Genomic DNA, 17,986 nt, shown 5'->3' with positions numbered 1-17,986 from the left:
ATGGGACGAGGGAGAGGGAAGAACGGGTGTCGGAAGGCATGGGTCCGACCGGGTTCGCGGAACTTCTGAGGGAGCTGAAGGAGCGCTCCGGACTCAGCTACGGGGTGCTCGCCAAGCGGCTGCACCTGAGTACGTCGACACTGCACCGCTACTGCAACGGCGATGCCGTCCCCGCCGACTACGCGCCCGTCGAGCGTTTCGCCCGGGTGTGCCGGGCCGCGCCGGAGGAACTGGTCGAGTTGCACCGGCGGTGGGTGCTGGCCGACGCGATGCGGGGGAGCGGGGCGAAGAAGGGGGCCGAGGAGAAGGAGGCCGAGGTTTCGGAGGAGGTTGCGGCGGCTGTGGAGTTGCCGGGGCCGCCGCTGCTGTCGGCCGGTGCCGCGGGGCGGGCCCGGGGGCTGCGGCGGCGTACCGTCGTGCTCGCCGGGGTCGCCCTGGCCGCGGTGCTCGGGGCGGTCGCGTTCGCGGTGGGGCTGCCGACGGAGGGGGCCGGGCGGGGCGGGGGCGAGCGGGCGGCGGGGGTGGGGCCCGGTGTCGGCGGGGGGTCCGGGGAGCCGTCGGGTGGTGGATCGCCGTCGGTCCCGGGTTCGGCCTCGCCGTCGGATGCGTCCTCGCCGTCGGTCTCGGTCTCGTCGTCCTCTTCGGCTTCGGCTTCGGCTTCCGCTTCTGTGGGGGGTGGTGGGGGCGCGGTGGACGCGGGGGTGCCGCCGCTCGCCGTCACCACCCGCCCGTACACCTGGGAAGGGCCCTGCTCCCAGCACTATCTGATCGACCGTGCGCCGGCCGAGGTCGGGCCGCCGCCCGTGGAGCAGGACGCGCCCGCGTGGGTGGGGGCGTACCGGGCGGTGTCGGCGGGGGAGCAGGTGCTGTCGCTGACCGTGCAGGGCACCGGGGCGGACACCGTGGTCGTGGAGGGGCTCGCGGTCCGGGTGGTCGGCCGGGACACGCCGCTCGCCTGGAACGACTATGTGATGGGTGTCGGGTGCGGAGGGGACGTACCGGTGCGGCCGTTCAGTGTCGCGCTCGACGGGGCGCGGCCCGAGGTGGTGGCGGGGGCGGGACAGCGGGACTTCCCGTTCAAGGTCAGCGAGTCGGATCCCGAGGTCTTCGAGATCACCGCGGACGCCTCGGCGTACGACGTGTCCTGGTATCTGGAGCTGCGCTGGTCCAGTGGGGAGCGTGGGGGGACGGTCGTCGTCGATGACGGTGGGCGGCCGTTCCGGACGAGTGGGAACAACGGGCGGCCGGGGTACCAGTTCCCGCTGGGCGGCGAGGAGTGGGTGGACGCGGTGGACGGGACGGAGGGGGACGGGGAGGGGCCCTGAGGGGAGAGGGCCAGTGGAGCGTCCGGATCGCGGAAATGTCTGTGCAGGGTGCAGTCATCTCCGTAGGCTGCGCGGATCCAGCCACCTGAGGAGCCGCCGCCCATGACCGTCGCCGAGTCCGCGCCCCTTCCGCCCGCCCGCTCCGGGCCCGCCGCCCTGCCCCCGTTCGCCGCGCGGGCACGGGCCGTCGGGGGGTCCCCGGTGCGGGACATCCTCGCCGTCACCGCCCGGCCCGAGATGATCAACTTCGCGGGTGGGCTGCCCGCGCCCGAGCTGTTCGACACGGAGGGGATAGCGGAGGCGTTCCGGGCGGTGCTGGCGGAGACGCCGGAGCGGGCGTTGCAGTACGCGACGACCGAGGGCGAGCCCGCGTTGCGAGAGGGGCTGGCGGGGCGGTTCCGGGGGCGCGGGCTCGCCACCGATGCCGGGGACCTGATCGTCACCACCGGGTCCCAGCAGGGGCTGGCGCTGGTCGCGACGGCTCTGCTCGAACCCGGGGACACGGTGCTGGTCGAGGACCCGTGCTACCTCGCCGCGCTCCAGGCGTTCGGCTTCGCCGGGGCGCGGGTGGTGGCGGTGCCCGGGGACGCGTACGGCATCGATCCCGGGGCGCTGGAGGAACTGGTGGTGCGGGAGCGGCCCAAGCTGCTCTACACCGTCCCCACCTTCCAGAACCCCACCGGCCGCACCCTGCCCGCCGACCGCAGGGCCGCCGTCGCCGCCGTCGCCGCCCGGCGCGGGCTGTGGATCGTCGAGGACGACCCGTACGGCGAACTGCGCTTCGAGGGCGAGCGGGTGCCGTGGATCGCGGCGCAGCCCGGGGCCGGTGACCGGGTCGCGCTGCTCGGTTCCCTCTCCAAGGTCATGGCACCGGGGCTGCGGCTCGGCTGGCTGCGGGCCCCCGCCCCGCTGCTGCGGGCCTGCGTGGTCGCCAAACAGGCCGCCGATCTGCACACCCCGACCGTCAACCAGCTCGCCGCCGCCCGCTATCTCGCCGACCGCGATCTCGACGCCCATGTCGGCCGGGTCGCCGCCGTCTACCGGGAGCGGCGGGACGCCATGCTCGCCGGTCTTGCCGATGCCCTGCCCGAGGGCTCGACCTGGAACCGGCCCGAGGGCGGCATGTTCCTCTGGGCGCGGCTGCCGGAGTCGTACGACACCACCGCGCTGCTGCCGGGGGTCGTCGCGCACGACGTGGCCTATGTCCCGGGGGCGCCCTTCTTCGCCGGGGAGCCCGACCGGGCGACGCTGCGGCTCTGCTTCGTGACGCAGACGCCGGAGGAGATCGGGGTCGGGCTGGGGCGGCTGCGGGCGGGGCTGCTGGGGGAGTGAGCGCCGGGTGCGCCGGGTGGGGGCCGGTGCGCCGGGTGGGGGCGCCCGTCCTCTCCCCCGGGGAGGACGGGCCACCGCACGGACGCGCTACTTCGCCGGGACGACCCGCAGGCCGAAGTGGTGGGTGCCGAGTGCCTCGGCGATACCGATGAACAGATACGCCATATGCTCCTGACCGGCCGCCGCCCCGATGCCGCCGAGGTCGAGCAGTGACTCCCCGGGCCAGCCGAGGTCGGTGAGCAGAGCCGAGACGGTCCGTTTGGCCTCCGGGTCGTCGCCCGACAGGAACTGTGTGCTGGGGCCGGTCAGCACCGCCGGGTCCGCCATCACCACCGCGTCCACCGTGGTGAAGGTCTTCACCACCCTGAGGTGCGGGAACGTCCGCTGGATCTCCTCGCCGAGGGACTCGTGGAGATGGGAGAGGGTGCCCTCGGGGGTGAAGCCCACCGCGATGTCCATCAGGACCTTGCCGGACAGGGCGTCCGCGTCGATGCCGCGGAGCAGGGCGACGGACCCGGTCCCGGGGGTGACGTTCACCAGGACCTCGCCATGGGCCGCCGCCTGGGCGACGGACGCCACGGGCAGACCGTCCAGCTCGGCCTTGCGGGTCTCCGGGTGGCGTGAGCCCAGCAGGACATCGTGCCCGGCGTCGATCAAGGCGGGGGCGAGGGCACGGGCCACATGGCCGGTGCCGAGGAAGCCGATACGTACGGGATTCTCGGTGGTTCGCATACCCGGGACGCTAGGCGCGCGCCCCGGGCGGCGGCATCGGGCCGGGGGACCATCCGGGGCGTACGTCCCGGACGGTCCCGTCCTCACAGGGACGTACGTCCCCCGGCCCCGGCCTCGGACTTTCGGCCCGCGCCCCGGCGTGCTCGGAGCTCAGAGGCGCTCGGGGGTGCGGATGCCGAGCAGCGCCATGCCCCGGTGGAGCGTACGGGCCGTCACCTCGCACAGGAACAGCCGGTTCTCCACCTGCTCCGGCGTCTCGGCCTTCAGCACCGGGCACTTGTCGTAGAAGGTCGTGTACAGCGACGCCAACTGGTACAGATACGCCGCCAGCTTGTGCGGCGCGTACTCGCCCGCCGCCTCCGCGACCGTCGTCCCGAACCCGTCGGCGTGCAGCCCCAGCGCCCGCTCCGCCTCGTGCAGCGCCAGCTCCGGGTGGGCCACCGCGGGGCGGGTCTCGCCGGCCCGGCGCAGGATCGACCGGATCCGGGCGTACGCGTACTGGAGGTACACCGAGGTGTCCCCGTGCAGCGACACCATCTGGTCCAGGTCGAACTTGTAGTCCCGGCTCGCCGATGTCGACAGGTCCGCGTACTTCACCGCACCGATGCCGACCTGCGCTCCGCGCTCCGCGATCTCCTCCTCGGAGAGGTCCTGTGCCTTCTCCCGGACCACCGCCGACGCCCGCTCGATCGCCTCGTCCAGCAGATCCACCAGCCGTACGGTCTCGCCCTCACGGGTCTTGAAGGGCTTGCCGTCCTTGCCGAGGACCGTGCCGAAGGCGAGCTGGTGGGCCGTGGTGTCGTCGTTCAGCCAGCCCGCCCGGCGGGCGGTGTCGAAGACCATCCGGAAGTGCAGCGACTGCCGGGCGTCCACGACGTACAGCAGGGTGTCCGCCTTGAGGTGGAACACCCGGTCGCGGATCGCGGACAGATCGGTGGCCGCGTAGCCGTAGCCGCCGTCCGACTTCTGCACGATCAGCGGGACCGGATTGCCGTCCGGGCCCTTGACGTCGTCGAAGAAGACACAGAGAGCGCCCTCGGAACGGACCGCGACCCCGGACTCCTCCAGGAGGCGGCAGGTCTCCGCGAGCATGTCGTTGTAGCCGGACTCACCGACGATGTCCGGGTCCCGGACCTCCAGGTCCAGCTTCTCGAAGACGGAGAAGAAGTAGATCTTCGACTCGTCCACGAACTTCTGCCACATCGCGAGGGTGTGCTCGTCGCCCGCCTGGAGGTCCACCACCCGGCGCCGGGCCCGCGTCTTGAACTCCTCGTCCGCGTCGAACAGCCCCCGCGCGGCCTTGTAGAGCCGGTTCAGACCGGACATCGCCTCTTCGCCGGCGTCTCCGGTATCTCCGGTGCCGCCGTGGTCCAGTTCGTGCGGGTGCTCGTCCAGGTACTGGATCAGCATGCCGAACTGGGTGCCCCAGTCGCCGATGTGATGGCGCCGGACCACCGTTTCCCCGGTGAACTCCAGCAACTGCACCACGGCGTCGCCGATCACCGCGGAGCGCAGATGCCCGACGTGCATCTCCTTGGCGACGTTCGGCTGGGCGTAGTCGATGACCGTGGTGCCGGGGTGCGGGGCCGTGGGCACGCCGAGACGGCCCGTGTCGTCGGCGTAGCGCTCCGCGAGGTTCCGGATGATCGCGGCGTCGGTGACCGTGATGTTCAGGAAGCCGGGGCCGGAGACCTCGATGTCCTGGATCAGCTCACCCGTGGTGACCCGGGCGACGACGTCCGTCGCCAGCTCGCGGGGGTTGCGCTTCTCCTTCTTGGCCAGCGCGAGGATGCCGTTGGCCTGGAAGTCGGCTCGGTCGCTCCGTCGCAGCAGTACGTCTCCGACGGTTTCCGGGAGGGTGGCCGTGAGGGCGGAGGACAGGTGCTGATCGACTGCGTCGCTGAGGGACGTGACCGGGGCCATGGGGTGGGTGCCGTTCTCCTCGTGGGGATTGTTAGACACGGTCAGTATTTCATGGGGGGTGTAGCGGTTTTCTCGGGCGCTGCGGGCCGGTGGGGGTTGGTCGCGCAGTTCCTCCCCCAGAGGGGGTACCCCCAGCGCCCCTGTGCCCTGAGCGCGGCTGTGCCGCTGTGAAAAGGGGTTTTCGTCGATCGGAGGGTTGCTGGGAGAATGGCGGGGTCGGCCGGTGACCGTACCCGGCTGCCTCTGGAGAAAGAAGGACGTGCCGATCGTGGCTCAGAGCACCGAGACCACCGACTGGGTCTCCCGTTTCGCGGATGAGGTCATCGAGGAGTCGGAGCGCCGGGCCCCGGGCAAACCGGTCGTCGTCGCCTCGGGGCTCTCCCCCTCCGGACCCATCCACCTGGGCAACCTCCGCGAGGTCATGACCCCCCACCTGGTCGCCGACGAGATCCGGCGCCGGGGCCGCGCGGTACGCCATCTGATCTCCTGGGACGACTACGACCGCTACCGCAAGGTGCCCGCCGGGGTCACCGGGGTCGACGAGAGCTGGGCCGAGCACATCGGCAAGCCCCTCACCTCTGTCCCCGCCCCGCACGGCTCCGCCCACCCGAACTGGGCCGAGCACTTCAAGGCCACCATGGTCGAGGCCCTCGCCGGGCTGGGCGTCGAGTTCGACGGCATCAGCCAGACCGCCCAGTACACCTCCGGCGTCTACCGCGAGCAGATCCTGCACGCCATGCGCCACCGCGCCGACATCGACGCCATCCTCGACCAGTACCGCACCAAGCCGAAGGCGTCCGCCAAGCAGTCGCAGAAGCCCGTGGACGAGGCCGAGCTGGAGGCCGCCGAGGGCTCCGGCGCCGCCGCCGAGGACGACGGCTCCTCCGGCGCCTCCGGCTACTTCCCGTACAAGCCCTACTGCGGCAACTGCGGCAAGGACCTCACCACCGTCACCTCCTACGATGACGACACCACCGAGCTGACCTACTCCTGCGGCGCCTGCGGCTTCTCCGAGACCGTCCGGCTGAACGAGTTCAACCGCGGCAAGCTGGTCTGGAAGGTCGACTGGCCCATGCGCTGGGCCTACGAGGGCGTCGTCTTCGAGCCCAGCGGCGTCGACCACTCCTCACCCGGGTCCAGCTTCCAGGTCGGCGGGCAGATCGTCGGCATCTTCGGCGGCAAGCAGCCCATCGGCCCGATGTACGCCTTCGTCGGGATCTCCGGGATGGCGAAGATGTCGTCCTCGCGCGGCGGGGTGCCCACGCCCGCCGACGCTCTGAAGATCATGGAGCCCCAGCTCCTGCGCTGGCTCTACGCCCGCCGCCGCCCCAACCAGTCCTTCAAGATCGCCTTCGACCAGGAGATCCAGCGGCTCTACGACGAGTGGGACAAGCTGGACGCGAAGGTGAGCGAGGGTGCCGCCCTGCCCGGCGATGTCGCCGCGCACGCGCGGGCCGTCGGCACCGCCGGGGGCCCGCTGCCCCGCACCCCCCGCCCGCTGCCCTACCGCACTCTCGCCTCCGTCGCCGACATCACCGCCGGACACAGCGACCAGGCCCTGCGGATCCTCTCCGAACTGGACCCCGAGCAGCCGCTCGCCTCCCTGGACGAGGTCCGGCCCCGGTTCGACCGCGCCGAGGCGTGGATCAACACCCAGGTCCCCGCCGACCAGCGCACCATCGTCCGCGACCAGCCCGACACCGAGCTGCTCAAGTCCCTCGACGACCACGGCCGGGAGTCCCTGCGGCTGCTGCTCGACGGACTCGCCGGACAGTGGTCGCTGGACGGGCTCACCCATCTCGTGTACGGCGTGCCCAAGGTCCAGGCCGGATTCTCCGCCGACGCCACACCCAAGGAGCTGCCGGCCGAGATCAAGGCGGCCCAGCGGTCCTTCTTCGCCCTGCTGTACCACCTGCTCGTCGGGCGGGACACCGGGCCCCGGCTGCCGACGCTGCTGCTCGCGGTGGGGCAGGAGCGGGTGCGGGGGCTTTTGGGGGAGTAGGGGTTCTCCGTTTACCGGGGGGAGCAGGAAGAGGGCGGGCGTTCGGCGGGGTTTGCGCCGGGCGCCCTCTTTTTGTTTCGGGTTACGCGATGTGCTCGTCTTCCAGGTCCGCCATATGGCGCTTCTGGAAGCGCAGCACCATCCGCTTGGCGTCCGCGTCCGCGAGCGGAGTGCCGTACGTGGCCTCCACGTCGTTGCTGAACTCACGCGGGGTCGGATAGCCGCTGCCGCTGCTGATCGGCTGCTTGAAGACCTGGTACAGGTCCTCTTCGGAGGGCTCGGTGGGGTCAGCGGGGTCGGCGGGCTCGGCGGGCGGGGTGCCGCCGCCCTCGCCCAGCTCCCGGGTACGGCCCGGACTCACCGGGATCGGGAAGGTGCCGGTGTCCTCCGGGGAGGGGGGCGGGTCCAGCGGGGGTTCCTCGAACTGGGGCGCCTGCTCTTCGTAGCGCTGCTGCTCCGCGTACCAGTCAGCGTACTGCTCCACCGGGTCGTAGGTGGGGTCGTAGGCGCCCTGGTAGTCGACTTGCTGGGGGGCGTTGAACCAGGGGCTCTGCGGGTCGGGCACGTGGGGGTCGGCCACGGGCTCGGGGCGCTGCCCGCTGTGAGGTGCCGCCGCGTCGGTGCGGGGGCGGACCGCGGTCAGGTCGTGGGGGAGAGCGGCGGGGAGTTCCATGGCCGGCGGAGGCGGCGGGATCAGCGCCGGTTCGATGCCTGCCGCTGCCAGGCCCGCCGGGGCCGTGTCGGCCAGGGGGACGCCGTACTTCGCCAGGCGCAGGGGCATCAGGGACTCGACCGGGGCCTTGCGGCGCCAGGCGCGGCCGTAGCGGGAGCGCAGACGGGCCCGGTACACCAGGCGCTCCTGCTCCAGCTTGATCACCTGGTCGTAGGAGCGCAGCTCCCAGAGCTTCATCCGGCGCCAGAGCAGGAACGTGGGGACCGGGGAGAGCAGCCAGCGGGTGAGGCGGACGCCCTCCATGTGCTTGTCGGCGGTGATGTCCGCGATCCGGCCGATCGCGTGCCGGGCCGCTTCGACGGAGACCACGAAGAGGATCGGGATCACCCCGTGCATCCCCACGCCCAGCGGGTCCGGCCAGGCCGCCGCGCCGTTGAAGGCGATCGTCGCCGCCGTGAGCAGCCACGCCGTCTGGCGCAGCAGGGGGAAGGGGATACGGATCCAGGTGAGCAGGAGATCCAGGGCCAGCAGGACACAGATGCCCGCGTCGATACCTATCGGGAAGACATAGCTGAAGTTCCCGAAGCCCTTGTCCAGGGCCAGTTCACGGACCGCCGCGTAGGAACCCGCGAAACCGATCCCCGCGATGATCACGGCACCGAAGACGACCAGACCGATGAGAACGCGGTGCGTCCGTGTCAGCTCAAGTGGCGCGGCCACCCGTACTCCCCTCCCACTGCGTGTCGTTGCGCGTGCGCGTGCGCTTGCGCGCGGCCAACAGAGTGGCACATGTGAGCGAAAGACGGGGGGCCGGTCTCCGGTCCGTGACTACACCGACGTCAGCTCTTCGCCACCGACGCGCCGGCGGACGGGGAGGAAGAGGACTTCTCGGAAGGGGCGCCGGAGGCGGAGCCGGACGGGGGCGAGCCCTCCTCGTTCGCCTTCGTCACCGACTCGACGGCCGCCTTCGCCGCCGCCTTCGCGTCCTTCAGCAGCTCATCCGCGTCCGGGGTCTTCTCGCCCGCCAGACCGGCGCCGTTGTAGTCGAGGGTCACCACCACGTTCTCGACCCGGGCTATCACCGTCTGCTGCTTGAAGTCGCCCTCCGACTTCTTCAGGTCGTACCGCACCGCCGTCGCCGTCTGGCCGGTGCCCGACAGCGCCTCCGACTTCACGTTCTTGGCGCCGTCCACCGCCTTGGTGTCCGTGACCTGCTTCTCGTAGTACTCCTGGGCGAGTTCGTCCCCCGCGCCGCGCGTGGCGTCCGACTCGAAGCGCAGCAGCGACACATTCAGCCAGCGGAACTGCGAGCCGTCCACACCGTTGTTGTCCAGGCTGCTCCAGGAACAGCTCGCCCGGGTCGTCGGGTCGCCCGACGAACCCTCCTTGCCCTTGGTGTCCTCCGGCACCAGGTCCTCCAGCGTCTTCTTCGGCAGCACACCGCACACCTCGGGCAACTGCCGGTACGCCGCCGCCTGCACGGTCGGGGAGGGGCTCGCGGAGGCCGCCGCGCTCTCGGACGCCTTCTTCGCGTCGTCACCGCCGTCGCTGTCGCCGCCGTCCGAGCCGGAGGAGCAGGCCGCCGCCAGCAGCAGCACGGGAACGGCCGCCGCCCCGAGCAGCACCCTGCTCCTGCGCCGGGGGGCGTACTGGTCGGCTCGCTGTGCTCGTTGCTGCATGGGCTGCGTGGTTCCTTCACTCATGACGTACGTGCCTTCTGCCATCGGATCGGGGGCCGAGGGGCCACGGTACGCGGTGAAGAACCCGGGTGAGCCGGGTTCGCCCGCTTCACGGGCAAGGGTGTGGAACGAGTCACATGTCGTCAGCCGGAGAGTGAATCCGCCAGCCGCGCGGCGAGATTACGCGCCTTGTCCTGCATTTCCTGGCTGTCGGGGACCGCGCCGACCGTGCCCGGCTGCTCCGCGTACTCGATCGTGACGATCACATTCGACGTGCGGAACGCCACAGTCACCGTGCGCTGCTCCGCCGTCGAACCCGAGTCGCTGAGGGCGTCGTCGAGGAACGCCTCGTCGCCGAGGTCGTCGAGCGTGCGCGGCTGGAGACCGGTGGGGGAGGAGAAGGGGGTGGAGGGGGTGGAGGGGGAGGAGGTGGAAGAGGGAGAGGGGGAGGGGGGAGAGGAAGGGGTGCCTGAAGGCGAAGGGGAGGGGGAGGCGGAGGGGGGCGGGGTCGGTTCCGGGAGGTCGGCGGCGGTGCGGGCGGTGGCGAAGAGTTGCTCCGCCTGGGTCGCGTCGCTCACCGCGGTGTCGTACGACACCACGCGCTCGAAATCGACCAGGAGATGGTCCGTCGCGGTGGCCGACTGGACCTTCCAGCGGCAGCCGACCTTGCGGTCCGTGTCGTAGGTGAGGGTGGCCTCGCCCTCGTAGGCTCGCTCGCGCTGCTGCGCGTCCGGCATCTCCTGGACGCCGGGCAGCAGGGAGTCGAGGGTGTCCTCGCCGACCACGCCGCAGGGTTCGGGCAGGGTGCGGTAGCGGCCGGGCTCGGCGGCGGCGCTGGCCGTACCGGCGTCGCCGGGGTTGGAGTTGTCGGACTCGCCGGTCTCGCCGGAACCGCCGGTGCAGCCGGCCAGCAAGGCGGCGAGGAGGGCGGCGACGCCGGGTACGTACGCCTTCCGCTGCACGGTCAGGCTCCTCTCGACGGGGGTTTCGGCCTGGTGGACGCGGGCCGGGACTCCAGTGTCCCCGCTGGTTAATCGCTTGCTGCGCGGGGGTGGTCACCGGGCACCATGTGTATCGCACGCCGAGCCGTGGACGCCGGTCCGTTGCCCCTTTTCTGGACCTTGGCGCCGGTTTTGCGATTTCAGGCTTTTGCTTTCTTTCCGGTCCTGGGGGATGGATATGTCGTATGTAGAGGTGCCGGGGGCGAAGGTGCCCATCCGGATGTGGGCCGACCCCGCGTCCGTCGAGGACGGGGCGATGCAGCAGCTCCGCAATGTCGCCACCCTGCCCTGGATCGAGGGCCTCGCCGTGATGCCGGACGTGCACTACGGCAAGGGCGCGACGGTCGGGTCCGTGATCGCGATGCGGGGTGCGGTGTGCCCGGCGGCGGTGGGGGTCGACATCGGGTGCGGGATGTCGGCGGTGAAGACGTCCCTGACGGCGAACGATCTGCCGGGTGATCTGTCCCGGCTGCGGACGAAGATCGAGCAGGCGATCCCGGTGGGGCGGGGGATGCATGACGAGCCGGTCGGTCCGGGGCGGTTCCATGGGCTGGCCACCGGGGGGTGGGACGGGTTCTGGGGGCGGTTCGACGGGGTTGCGGATGCGGTCAAGTTCCGTAATGAGCGGGCTCGTAAGCAGATGGGGACGCTTGGGGCCGGGAATCACTTCTGCGAAGTTTGTGTGGATATGTCCGGTTCGGTGTGGCTCATGCTGCACTCCGGGTCCCGGAACATCGGCAAGGAACTCGCCGAGCACCACATGGGCGTGGCCCAGGGGCTCCCGCACAACCAGGGGCTCGTCGACCGGGACCTCGCGGTGTTCGTCGCGGACACCCCGCAGATGGCCGCCTACCGCAACGATCTGTTCTGGGCGCAGGAGTACGCCAAGTACAACCGCACGCTGATGATGGCGCTCCTGAAGGACGTGGTCCGCAAGGAGTTCAAGAAGGCGAGGCCCACCTTCGAGCAGGAGATCTCCTGCCACCACAACTATGTGGCGGAGGAGCGGTACGAGGGGATGGACCTGCTGGTCACCCGGAAGGGCGCGATCCGCGCCGGATCCGGCGAGTACGGCATCATCCCGGGCTCGATGGGCACCGGGTCGTACATCGTGAAGGGGCTCGGCAACGAGAAGTCCTTCAACTCGGCCTCCCACGGCGCCGGTCGGCGGATGAGCCGCAACGCGGCCAAGCGGCAGTACACCACCAGGGACCTGGAGGAGCAGACGCGGGGCGTGGAGTGCCGGAAGGACTCCGGTGTCGTGGACGAGATCCCGGGTGCCTACAAGAACATCGACCAGGTGATCGACCAGCAGCGGGATCTCGTGCAGGTGGTGGCGAAGCTGAGGCAGGTGGTGTGCGTCAAGGGGTGAGCGCCCGCTGGCGCCGAAGGGTGGGCGCCCCCTCAATCGCCGAGGGGTGGGCGCCCACTAGTGCCCCTCGCCCGATTCCCGGTACAGCTTCGTGTTCGATGCCTGGGCCCTCGGGCGGACGACCAGGAGGTCGATGTTGACGTGGCTGGGGCGGGTGATCGCCCAGGTGATGGTGTCGGCCACGTCGTCGGCGGTGAGGGGGGCCGGGACGCCCTCGTAGACCTTGGCCGCGCGGGCCTCGTCGCCGCCGAAGCGGGTCAGGGCGAACTCGTCCGTCTTCACCAGGCCGGGGGCGATCTCGATCACCCGGACCGGGCGGCCGACGATCTCCAGGCGGAGGGTCTCGGCGAGGACATGGGCGCCGTGCTTCGCGGCGGCGTAGCCCGCGCCGCCCTCGTAGGTGGCCAGGGCCGCGGTCGAGGAGACGACGACCACCGTGCCGTCGCCGCTCGCCTCCAGTCCGGGCAGGAGGGCCTGGGTGAGGTGGAGGGTGCCGAGGACGTTCGTCTCGTACATCCGGCGCCAGTCCTCCGGGTCGCCGCTCTCCACCGGGTCCAGGCCCAGCGCGCCGCCCGCGTTGTTGACCAGGACGGCGATCGCCTTGAAGGCGGTCGCGAACTCGTTCACCGCGGCCCGGTCGGTGACGTCCAGGGGGTACGAGGTGGCCTGGCCGCCGGCTGCCGTGATCTCCTGCGCCAGCGCGTCGATGCGGTCCTTGCGGCGGGCGGTCAGGACGACGCGGTAGCCGGCCGCCGCGAGCTGCCGGGCCGTCGCCGCACCGATGCCGCTGCTCGCGCCGGTGACGATCGCGATGCGGGAGGGGGGCATGGAGGGCTCCTGGGGGTTGGGGGTGAGGTTGTGCCGGGTGTGGGGGCAGCTTGGCATGGGGGTGGGGGGTCGGTCGGGGCGGGATCACCTGTTGGACGGCGGTTGGGGTGGTGGGGTTTGGGGATATTTTTGGTGTTATGGGTTTTTTGGGGTGACTAGTGGTGGGTGGTGGTTGCTGTGGGATCTGGGTCTTTGCGCGGCTGGAAGCGGGTGCTGGGTGGGTGTGTGCTCGCTGTGGGGGTGATCGGGTCGTCGGGGGTCGGGGTGGCCGTCGGGGCCGGGCAGCCCGAGGCCGACCTCGCTTATCACGGGGACGCGCTGATGAGTGCCGGGCGGGTGGATCTGCGGTTCGTGCCGCGCAATCACGGGCCCGCCGGGGTGTCCGACGCGACCGTGCGGCTGCGGTGGTCGGCGGCGCTGGCGGACCGGCAGGAGCTGCCGGTGGGGTGTGCCCGGTCGGGGGAGCGGGTGGTGCTGTGCCGTACCGGCGCGCTCGCCGCCGGTGAGGTGGGGCGGCCGGTGGAGCTGCGGGTCCGGCTGCGGGAGGCGCCGACCGAGGTGCTGGTGGAGTTCGACACGGCGTGGGGCGGCGGGGCCGTCGACCGCAACGGGGAGAACGATCAGCAGCGGGTGCTCGTGCTCGATACCGGGGACACCTATTACTTCTGATCGCCGCCCTGCTTCTGATCGCCGTCGGGAATAGCGGTGACGGGTGCCTCGTTCTCCGGGTATAGTTGAACCGTAAACAACCTGGAGGGTGAGCGACCATGCAGTTCGGGATCTTCAGCGTCGGGGATGTCACCCCGGACCCGACGACGGGACGGACGCCGACCGAGCGCGAGCGGATCAAGGCGATGGTCGCCATCGCGCTCAAGGCCGAGGAGGTCGGACTGGACGTCTTCGCGACCGGCGAGCACCACAACCCGCCGTTCGTGCCGTCCTCGCCGACGACCATGCTCGGTTACATCGCCGCCCGCACCGAGCGGCTGGTCCTGTCCACGTCGACGACGCTGATCACCACCAATGACCCGGTGAAGATCGCCGAGGACTACGCGATGCTCCAGCACCTGGCCGACGGCCGGGTGGACCTGATGATGGGGCGGGGCAACACCGGGCCGGTCTATCCGTGGTTCGGGCAGGACATCCGGGAGGGCATCAACCTCGCCGTCGAGAACTACGCCCTGCTGCGGCGGCTGTGGCGCGAGGACGTGGTGGACTGGGAGGGGAAGTTCCGGACGCCGTTGCAGGGGTTCACCTCGACACCGCGTCCGCTGGACGGGGTGGCGCCGTTCGTCTGGCACGGGTCGATCCGGTCGCCGGAGATCGCCGAGCAGGCCGCCTACTACGGTGACGGCTTCTTCCACAACAACATCTTCTGGCCGGCCGACCACACCAAGCGGATGGTCGAGCTGTACCGGCGCAGGTTCGCGCACTACGGGCACGGGACGCCGGAGCAGGCGATCGTCGGGCTCGGCGGGCAGGTGTTCATGCGGAAGAACGCGCAGGACGCGGTCCGTGAGTTCCGGCCCTACTTCGACAACGCGCCGGTCTACGGGCACGGGCCCTCGCTGGAGGACTTCACCGAGCAGACCCCGCTGACCGTGGGCAGCCCGCAGCAGGTCATCGAGAAGACGCTCGCCTTCCGCGAGTACGCCGGGGACTACCAGCGCCAGTTGTTCCTGCTGGACCACGCCGGGCTGCCGCTGAAGACCGTCCTGGAGCAGCTCGATCTGCTCGGGGAGGAGGTCGTGCCCGTGCTGCGCAAGGAGTTCGCCATCGGGCGGTCGCCGGAGGCGCCGGAGGCTCCGACGCACTCCTCGCTGGTCGCCGCCCAGGCTGCCGACAAGGCCGCCGACAAGGACAAGGACAACGAGAAGCAGGGAGAGGTGAGTGGCGTATGAAGCTGGTCGTCGTCTCGGCGGGGCTGAGTGTGCCCTCGTCCACCCGGCTGCTGGCCGACCGGCTCGCCGCCGCCACCGGGCGGGCCGCGCCCGGCGGGGCCGGGGCCGAGATACGGGTGGTGGAGCTGCGTGAGCTGGCCGTGGAGATCGCGCACAACTTCACCAGCGGTTTCCCCGGCACCAAGCTGGCCGACGCGCTGGACGCGGTCATCGGCGCGGACGGGCTGATCGTGGTCACCCCGGTGTTCACGGCCTCGTACAGCGGGCTGTTCAAGTCGTTCTTCGATGTGCTGGACAAGGACGCGCTGGACGGCAAGCCGGTGCTGATCGCCGCGACCGGTGGCACCGCCCGGCACTCCCTGGTGCTGGATCACGCGCTGCGCCCGCTCTTCTCCTATCTGCGGGCGGCCGTCGTGCCGACCGGGGTCTACGCGGCCTCGGAGGACTGGGGCGCGGAGGGCCTGGAGGAGCGGATCGAGCGGGCGGCGGGGGAGCTGGCGGCGCTGATGGCGGCGAAGGGCGGGGTTGCCGGGGTCGCCGGTGACGCCGGGGACGGTGGCGGCCGGGTGACGGTGGTCGGGCCCCGGGTGGTCGCCGGGCGGTCGCCGGAGCGCGGTCCGGCCGCGCTGACCGACGCGGCGTTCGAGACGGTGGTGCCGTTCGAGCAGCGGCTCGCCGCGCTCCGGCAGGGCTGAGAACCGCCGGGAGGGGGCGGAGGCGGGCGGGGTGAGAGGGGAGTAAGAAGGGCGTACCGGGGGCGCAGGACAAGGTGTGCGCCCCCGGGGTTTTGCCACACTGGGTCCGTGGCCCCGACTCTGCTGCTCGCCGAAGACGATCGCGCGATCCGGCACGCCCTGGAGCGTGCCCTCACCCTGGAGGGCTACCGGGTGACCGCGGTCGCCGACGGGGTCGAGGCGCTGGCCAGCGCCCACCGCACCCCGCCGGACATCCTGGTCCTCGATGTGATGATGCCCGGCATCGACGGCCTCCAGGTCTGCCGGGTGCTGCGCGCCGAGGGCGACCGCACCCCCATCCTGATGCTCACCGCGCTGGTGGAGACCCAGGACCGGATCGCGGGCCTGGACGCGGGCGCGGACGACTATGTCGTCAAGCCGTTCGATGTCGAGGAGGTCTTCGCCCGGCTGCGCGCGCTGCTGCGCCGCACGGGCGACGGTGGCGACGGCGGACCCGGAGCCGGAACCGGAGCTGCGGCGACGGTGGCGGCGGCTCCGGGTGACCCCGCCCCCAGTGATACCTCCGCCTCCGGCGATACCTCCGCCTCCGGCGATACCTCCGCCTCCGGCGGTGCCCAGGTCTCCGGTGCTCCCTCTGCCTCCGGCGCCCCCCCGGCCTCCGCGGGTACCCCCGCCTCGGCCGGTACCCCCGCCCCCGCCGGCACCCCCGGCATCCCCGCCCTGGACCGTGCCCCCGCCCCCGCCGTCCCGGCCCCCGATCCCTCCCCCGCCGTCGCTCGCCAGCTTCTCGCCGCCGGGCTGCGGATGGACCCCGAGGCCCGCCGGGTGTGGCGCGGCGGGCGGGAGCTGGAGCTGACCCGGACCGAGTTCGAGCTGCTGGAGCTGCTGCTGCGCAACGAGGGGATCGTCCTCGACCACTCCACCATCTACGACCGCATCTGGGGCTACGACTTTGGCCCCGGCTCCAAGAACCTCGCCGTCTACGTCGGCTATCTCCGCCGCAAACTGGACGAGCCCGGCGCCCCCCAGTTGATCCACACGGTCCGCGGGGTGGGTTACGTGCTGCGGGAGGACTGAGTGGGGCTCGGCCGCAGCGGGCGGCTGCCCCGGCTGCTCTCCCTGCGGACCACGCTCGCCGTGTCGTTCGCGCTGGTGGCGGCGGCCGTCACGGTCCTGGTCGGGATCCTCTCCTACAACTCCGCCGCCCGGCTGCTGCGGGTGGACAAGGAATCGATCTTCAACGAGGTGGTGCGGGACCTCCAAGGCGAGATCCGCGACCGGCGGATGTCCCCGCGGGACTTCTCCTCCTCCGCGCCCGGCCACGACCTGGTCCGCCCGGCCCGTACCGATGTGCAGGTGCTCGGCGCGGACGGCCGGGTCGTCGACAAGGGCAGCCCCGGACTGCCGGTGACCGACGCCGACCGGAAGATCGCGGCGGCGGCCCTTGCCGGGCGGCTGGTCGTGCACAAGGACATCGACGTCGGGGACGATGTCTACCGGATCGCCACCGTCGCGCTGGGCGACGGCCGGGGCGCGGTGCAGGTGGCACAGGAGTTCAGCGACACCGAGGATCTGCTGCGGACCCTCCAGCAGCGCATTCTGCTGCTGATGGCGGCGGTGGTGGCCGCCGCCGGGGTGTTCGGCTGGTGGCTGGCCCGGCGGATCACCCGGCGGCTGGTGGCGCTCACCTCGGCCGCCGAGGCGGTGGCCCGCACCCGGCGGCTCGGTATCGACGTCCCCGTCGCCGGGAGCGACGAGGTGGGGCGGCTGGGCCGGGCCTTCGACCGGATGCTGGGCCGCCTCGCCCAGTCCGAGGACGACCAGCGGCGGCTGGTGCAGGACGCCGGGCACGAACTGCGCACCCCGCTCACCTCCCTGCGGACCAACATCTCCCTGCTGCGCCGGATGGACGAGCTGCCCCCGGAGACCCGGGAGGAGCTGGTCACCGACCTCGGGAACGAGGCGCGGGAGCTGACCGACCTGGTGAACGAGCTGGTCGACCTGGCCGCCGGGCAGTCCGACACCGAGCCCCCGCAACGCGTCGACCTCGCCGACCTCGCGGAGGAGGTGGCGGGCGCGGCCCGCCGTCGTACCGGGCGGCGGATCGTGCTGCGGGCCGCCGGGGACACCTCGACCCTGGGGCGTCCGCAGATGCTGACCCGGGCGCTGACCAACCTGGTGGAGAACGCGGCCAAGTTCGACCGGGGCGGCAGCGAGCCGATCGAGATCGTCGTCGCCGGTCCGGCCCGGCCGGGGACGGTCCGGGTGGAGGTGCTGGACCGGGGGCCGGGGGTCGCGGACGCCGATCTGGTCCGGGTCTTCGACCGGTTCTTCCGGGCCGCCGACGCACGGGCGCTGCCCGGGTCGGGGCTCGGTCTGTCGATCGTCCGCGAGGTGGCGCTGGCCCATGGCGGTGCCCCGTTCGCCCACCGCCGGGAGGGGGGAGGGTCGGTGGTCGGCTTCACGGTGGGCGGGGGTGGGGGCGGGGAGGGGGAGGGGAACGAGGACGGGGGCTGAGGGGTT

Annotated in this window: 15 protein-coding genes; 9 read left to right on the top strand and 6 right to left on the bottom strand. The window is 71.8% G+C overall.

The window, feature by feature from the left end; translation table 11 throughout:
- Positions 1 to 38: 38 nt before the first annotated feature.
- Together AB0O01_RS13900 and AB0O01_RS13895 are read left to right on the top strand one after the other, a co-directional pair.
- Positions 39 to 1,325: a helix-turn-helix transcriptional regulator gene (locus AB0O01_RS13900; RefSeq protein ID WP_365313078.1), complete on the top strand. Its 1,287-nt coding sequence runs from the start codon at positions 39 to 41 to the stop codon at positions 1,323 to 1,325.
- Between the two features lie 102 nt (positions 1,326 to 1,427).
- A complete protein-coding gene (locus tag AB0O01_RS13895) occupies positions 1,428 to 2,657 on the top strand; it encodes a PLP-dependent aminotransferase family protein (RefSeq protein WP_365313076.1) in 1,230 nt (409 codons plus the stop codon).
- 87 nt (positions 2,658 to 2,744) lie between these two features.
- Here the strand turns inward: AB0O01_RS13895 and AB0O01_RS13890 are convergent, their stop codons facing one another.
- Positions 2,745 to 3,389 (bottom strand): NAD(P)-binding domain-containing protein, encoded by a 645-nt coding sequence (locus AB0O01_RS13890; RefSeq protein WP_365313074.1) that lies wholly within the window; start codon positions 3,387 to 3,389, stop codon positions 2,745 to 2,747.
- A 150-nt stretch (positions 3,390 to 3,539) separates the two neighbouring features.
- A complete protein-coding gene (argS, locus tag AB0O01_RS13885; protein WP_365313158.1) occupies positions 3,540 to 5,312 on the bottom strand; it encodes an arginine--tRNA ligase in 1,773 nt (590 codons plus the stop codon).
- 259 nt (positions 5,313 to 5,571) lie between these two features.
- On the opposite strand from argS, the gene lysS reads away from it, so the two are divergent.
- Complete coding sequence (lysS, locus tag AB0O01_RS13880) at positions 5,572 to 7,314, top strand: lysine--tRNA ligase (RefSeq protein WP_365313072.1); 1,743 nt, start codon at positions 5,572 to 5,574, stop codon at positions 7,312 to 7,314.
- 82 nt (positions 7,315 to 7,396) lie between these two features.
- Here lysS and AB0O01_RS13875 read toward each other — a convergent pair whose 3' ends face one another.
- From AB0O01_RS13875 to AB0O01_RS13865, 3 genes are all read right to left on the bottom strand, one after another.
- Entirely contained in the window at positions 7,397 to 8,707 is a 1,311-nt protein-coding gene (locus AB0O01_RS13875) for a DUF2637 domain-containing protein (RefSeq protein ID WP_365313070.1), read from the bottom strand.
- A 119-nt stretch (positions 8,708 to 8,826) separates the two neighbouring features.
- Complete coding sequence (locus AB0O01_RS13870) at positions 8,827 to 9,666, bottom strand: DUF3558 family protein (RefSeq protein WP_365313068.1); 840 nt, start codon at positions 9,664 to 9,666, stop codon at positions 8,827 to 8,829.
- Between the two features lie 143 nt (positions 9,667 to 9,809).
- Entirely contained in the window at positions 9,810 to 10,628 is an 819-nt protein-coding gene (locus tag AB0O01_RS13865; RefSeq protein ID WP_365313066.1) for a DUF3558 domain-containing protein, read from the bottom strand.
- A 217-nt stretch (positions 10,629 to 10,845) separates the two neighbouring features.
- On the opposite strand from AB0O01_RS13865, the gene AB0O01_RS13860 reads away from it, so the two are divergent.
- Positions 10,846 to 12,039: an RtcB family protein gene (locus AB0O01_RS13860; protein WP_365313063.1), complete on the top strand. Its 1,194-nt coding sequence runs from the start codon at positions 10,846 to 10,848 to the stop codon at positions 12,037 to 12,039.
- Between the two features lie 57 nt (positions 12,040 to 12,096).
- Here the strand turns inward: AB0O01_RS13860 and AB0O01_RS13855 are convergent, their stop codons facing one another.
- On the bottom strand, positions 12,097 to 12,867 hold the full coding sequence (locus tag AB0O01_RS13855) for an SDR family oxidoreductase (RefSeq protein ID WP_365313061.1): 771 nt from the start codon (positions 12,865 to 12,867) through the stop codon (positions 12,097 to 12,099).
- 225 nt (positions 12,868 to 13,092) lie between these two features.
- Here AB0O01_RS13855 and AB0O01_RS13850 point away from each other — a divergent pair, with 225 nt between their 5' ends.
- The 5 genes from AB0O01_RS13850 to AB0O01_RS13830 all read left to right on the top strand — a co-directional run bounded on the left by AB0O01_RS13850 (position 13,093) and on the right by AB0O01_RS13830 (position 17,980).
- Entirely contained in the window at positions 13,093 to 13,536 is a 444-nt protein-coding gene (locus AB0O01_RS13850; protein ID WP_365313059.1) for a hypothetical protein, read from the top strand.
- Positions 13,537 to 13,634: 98 nt separating this feature from the next.
- Complete coding sequence (locus AB0O01_RS13845) at positions 13,635 to 14,768, top strand: LLM class flavin-dependent oxidoreductase (protein WP_365313057.1); 1,134 nt, start codon at positions 13,635 to 13,637, stop codon at positions 14,766 to 14,768.
- Positions 14,765 to 15,463, top strand: coding sequence for an FMN reductase (locus AB0O01_RS13840; RefSeq protein WP_365313056.1), 699 nt, complete (start codon positions 14,765 to 14,767; stop codon positions 15,461 to 15,463). Before AB0O01_RS13845 ends, AB0O01_RS13840 begins: the two co-directional genes overlap by 4 nt.
- 108 nt (positions 15,464 to 15,571) lie before the next feature.
- A complete protein-coding gene (locus AB0O01_RS13835; protein ID WP_365313054.1) occupies positions 15,572 to 16,540 on the top strand; it encodes a response regulator in 969 nt (322 codons plus the stop codon).
- Complete coding sequence (locus AB0O01_RS13830) at positions 16,541 to 17,980, top strand: HAMP domain-containing sensor histidine kinase (protein ID WP_365313052.1); 1,440 nt, start codon at positions 16,541 to 16,543, stop codon at positions 17,978 to 17,980.
- Positions 17,981 to 17,986: the final 6 nt, after the last annotated feature.

It is taken from the genome of Streptomyces sp. NPDC093252 (assembly GCF_040683675.1).
Taxonomy (GTDB): Bacteria; Actinomycetota; Actinomycetes; order Streptomycetales; family Streptomycetaceae; genus Streptomyces.
Note: the sequence above shows the minus strand (reverse complement) of the source record. Positions and strands in the feature narration are given on the sequence as shown.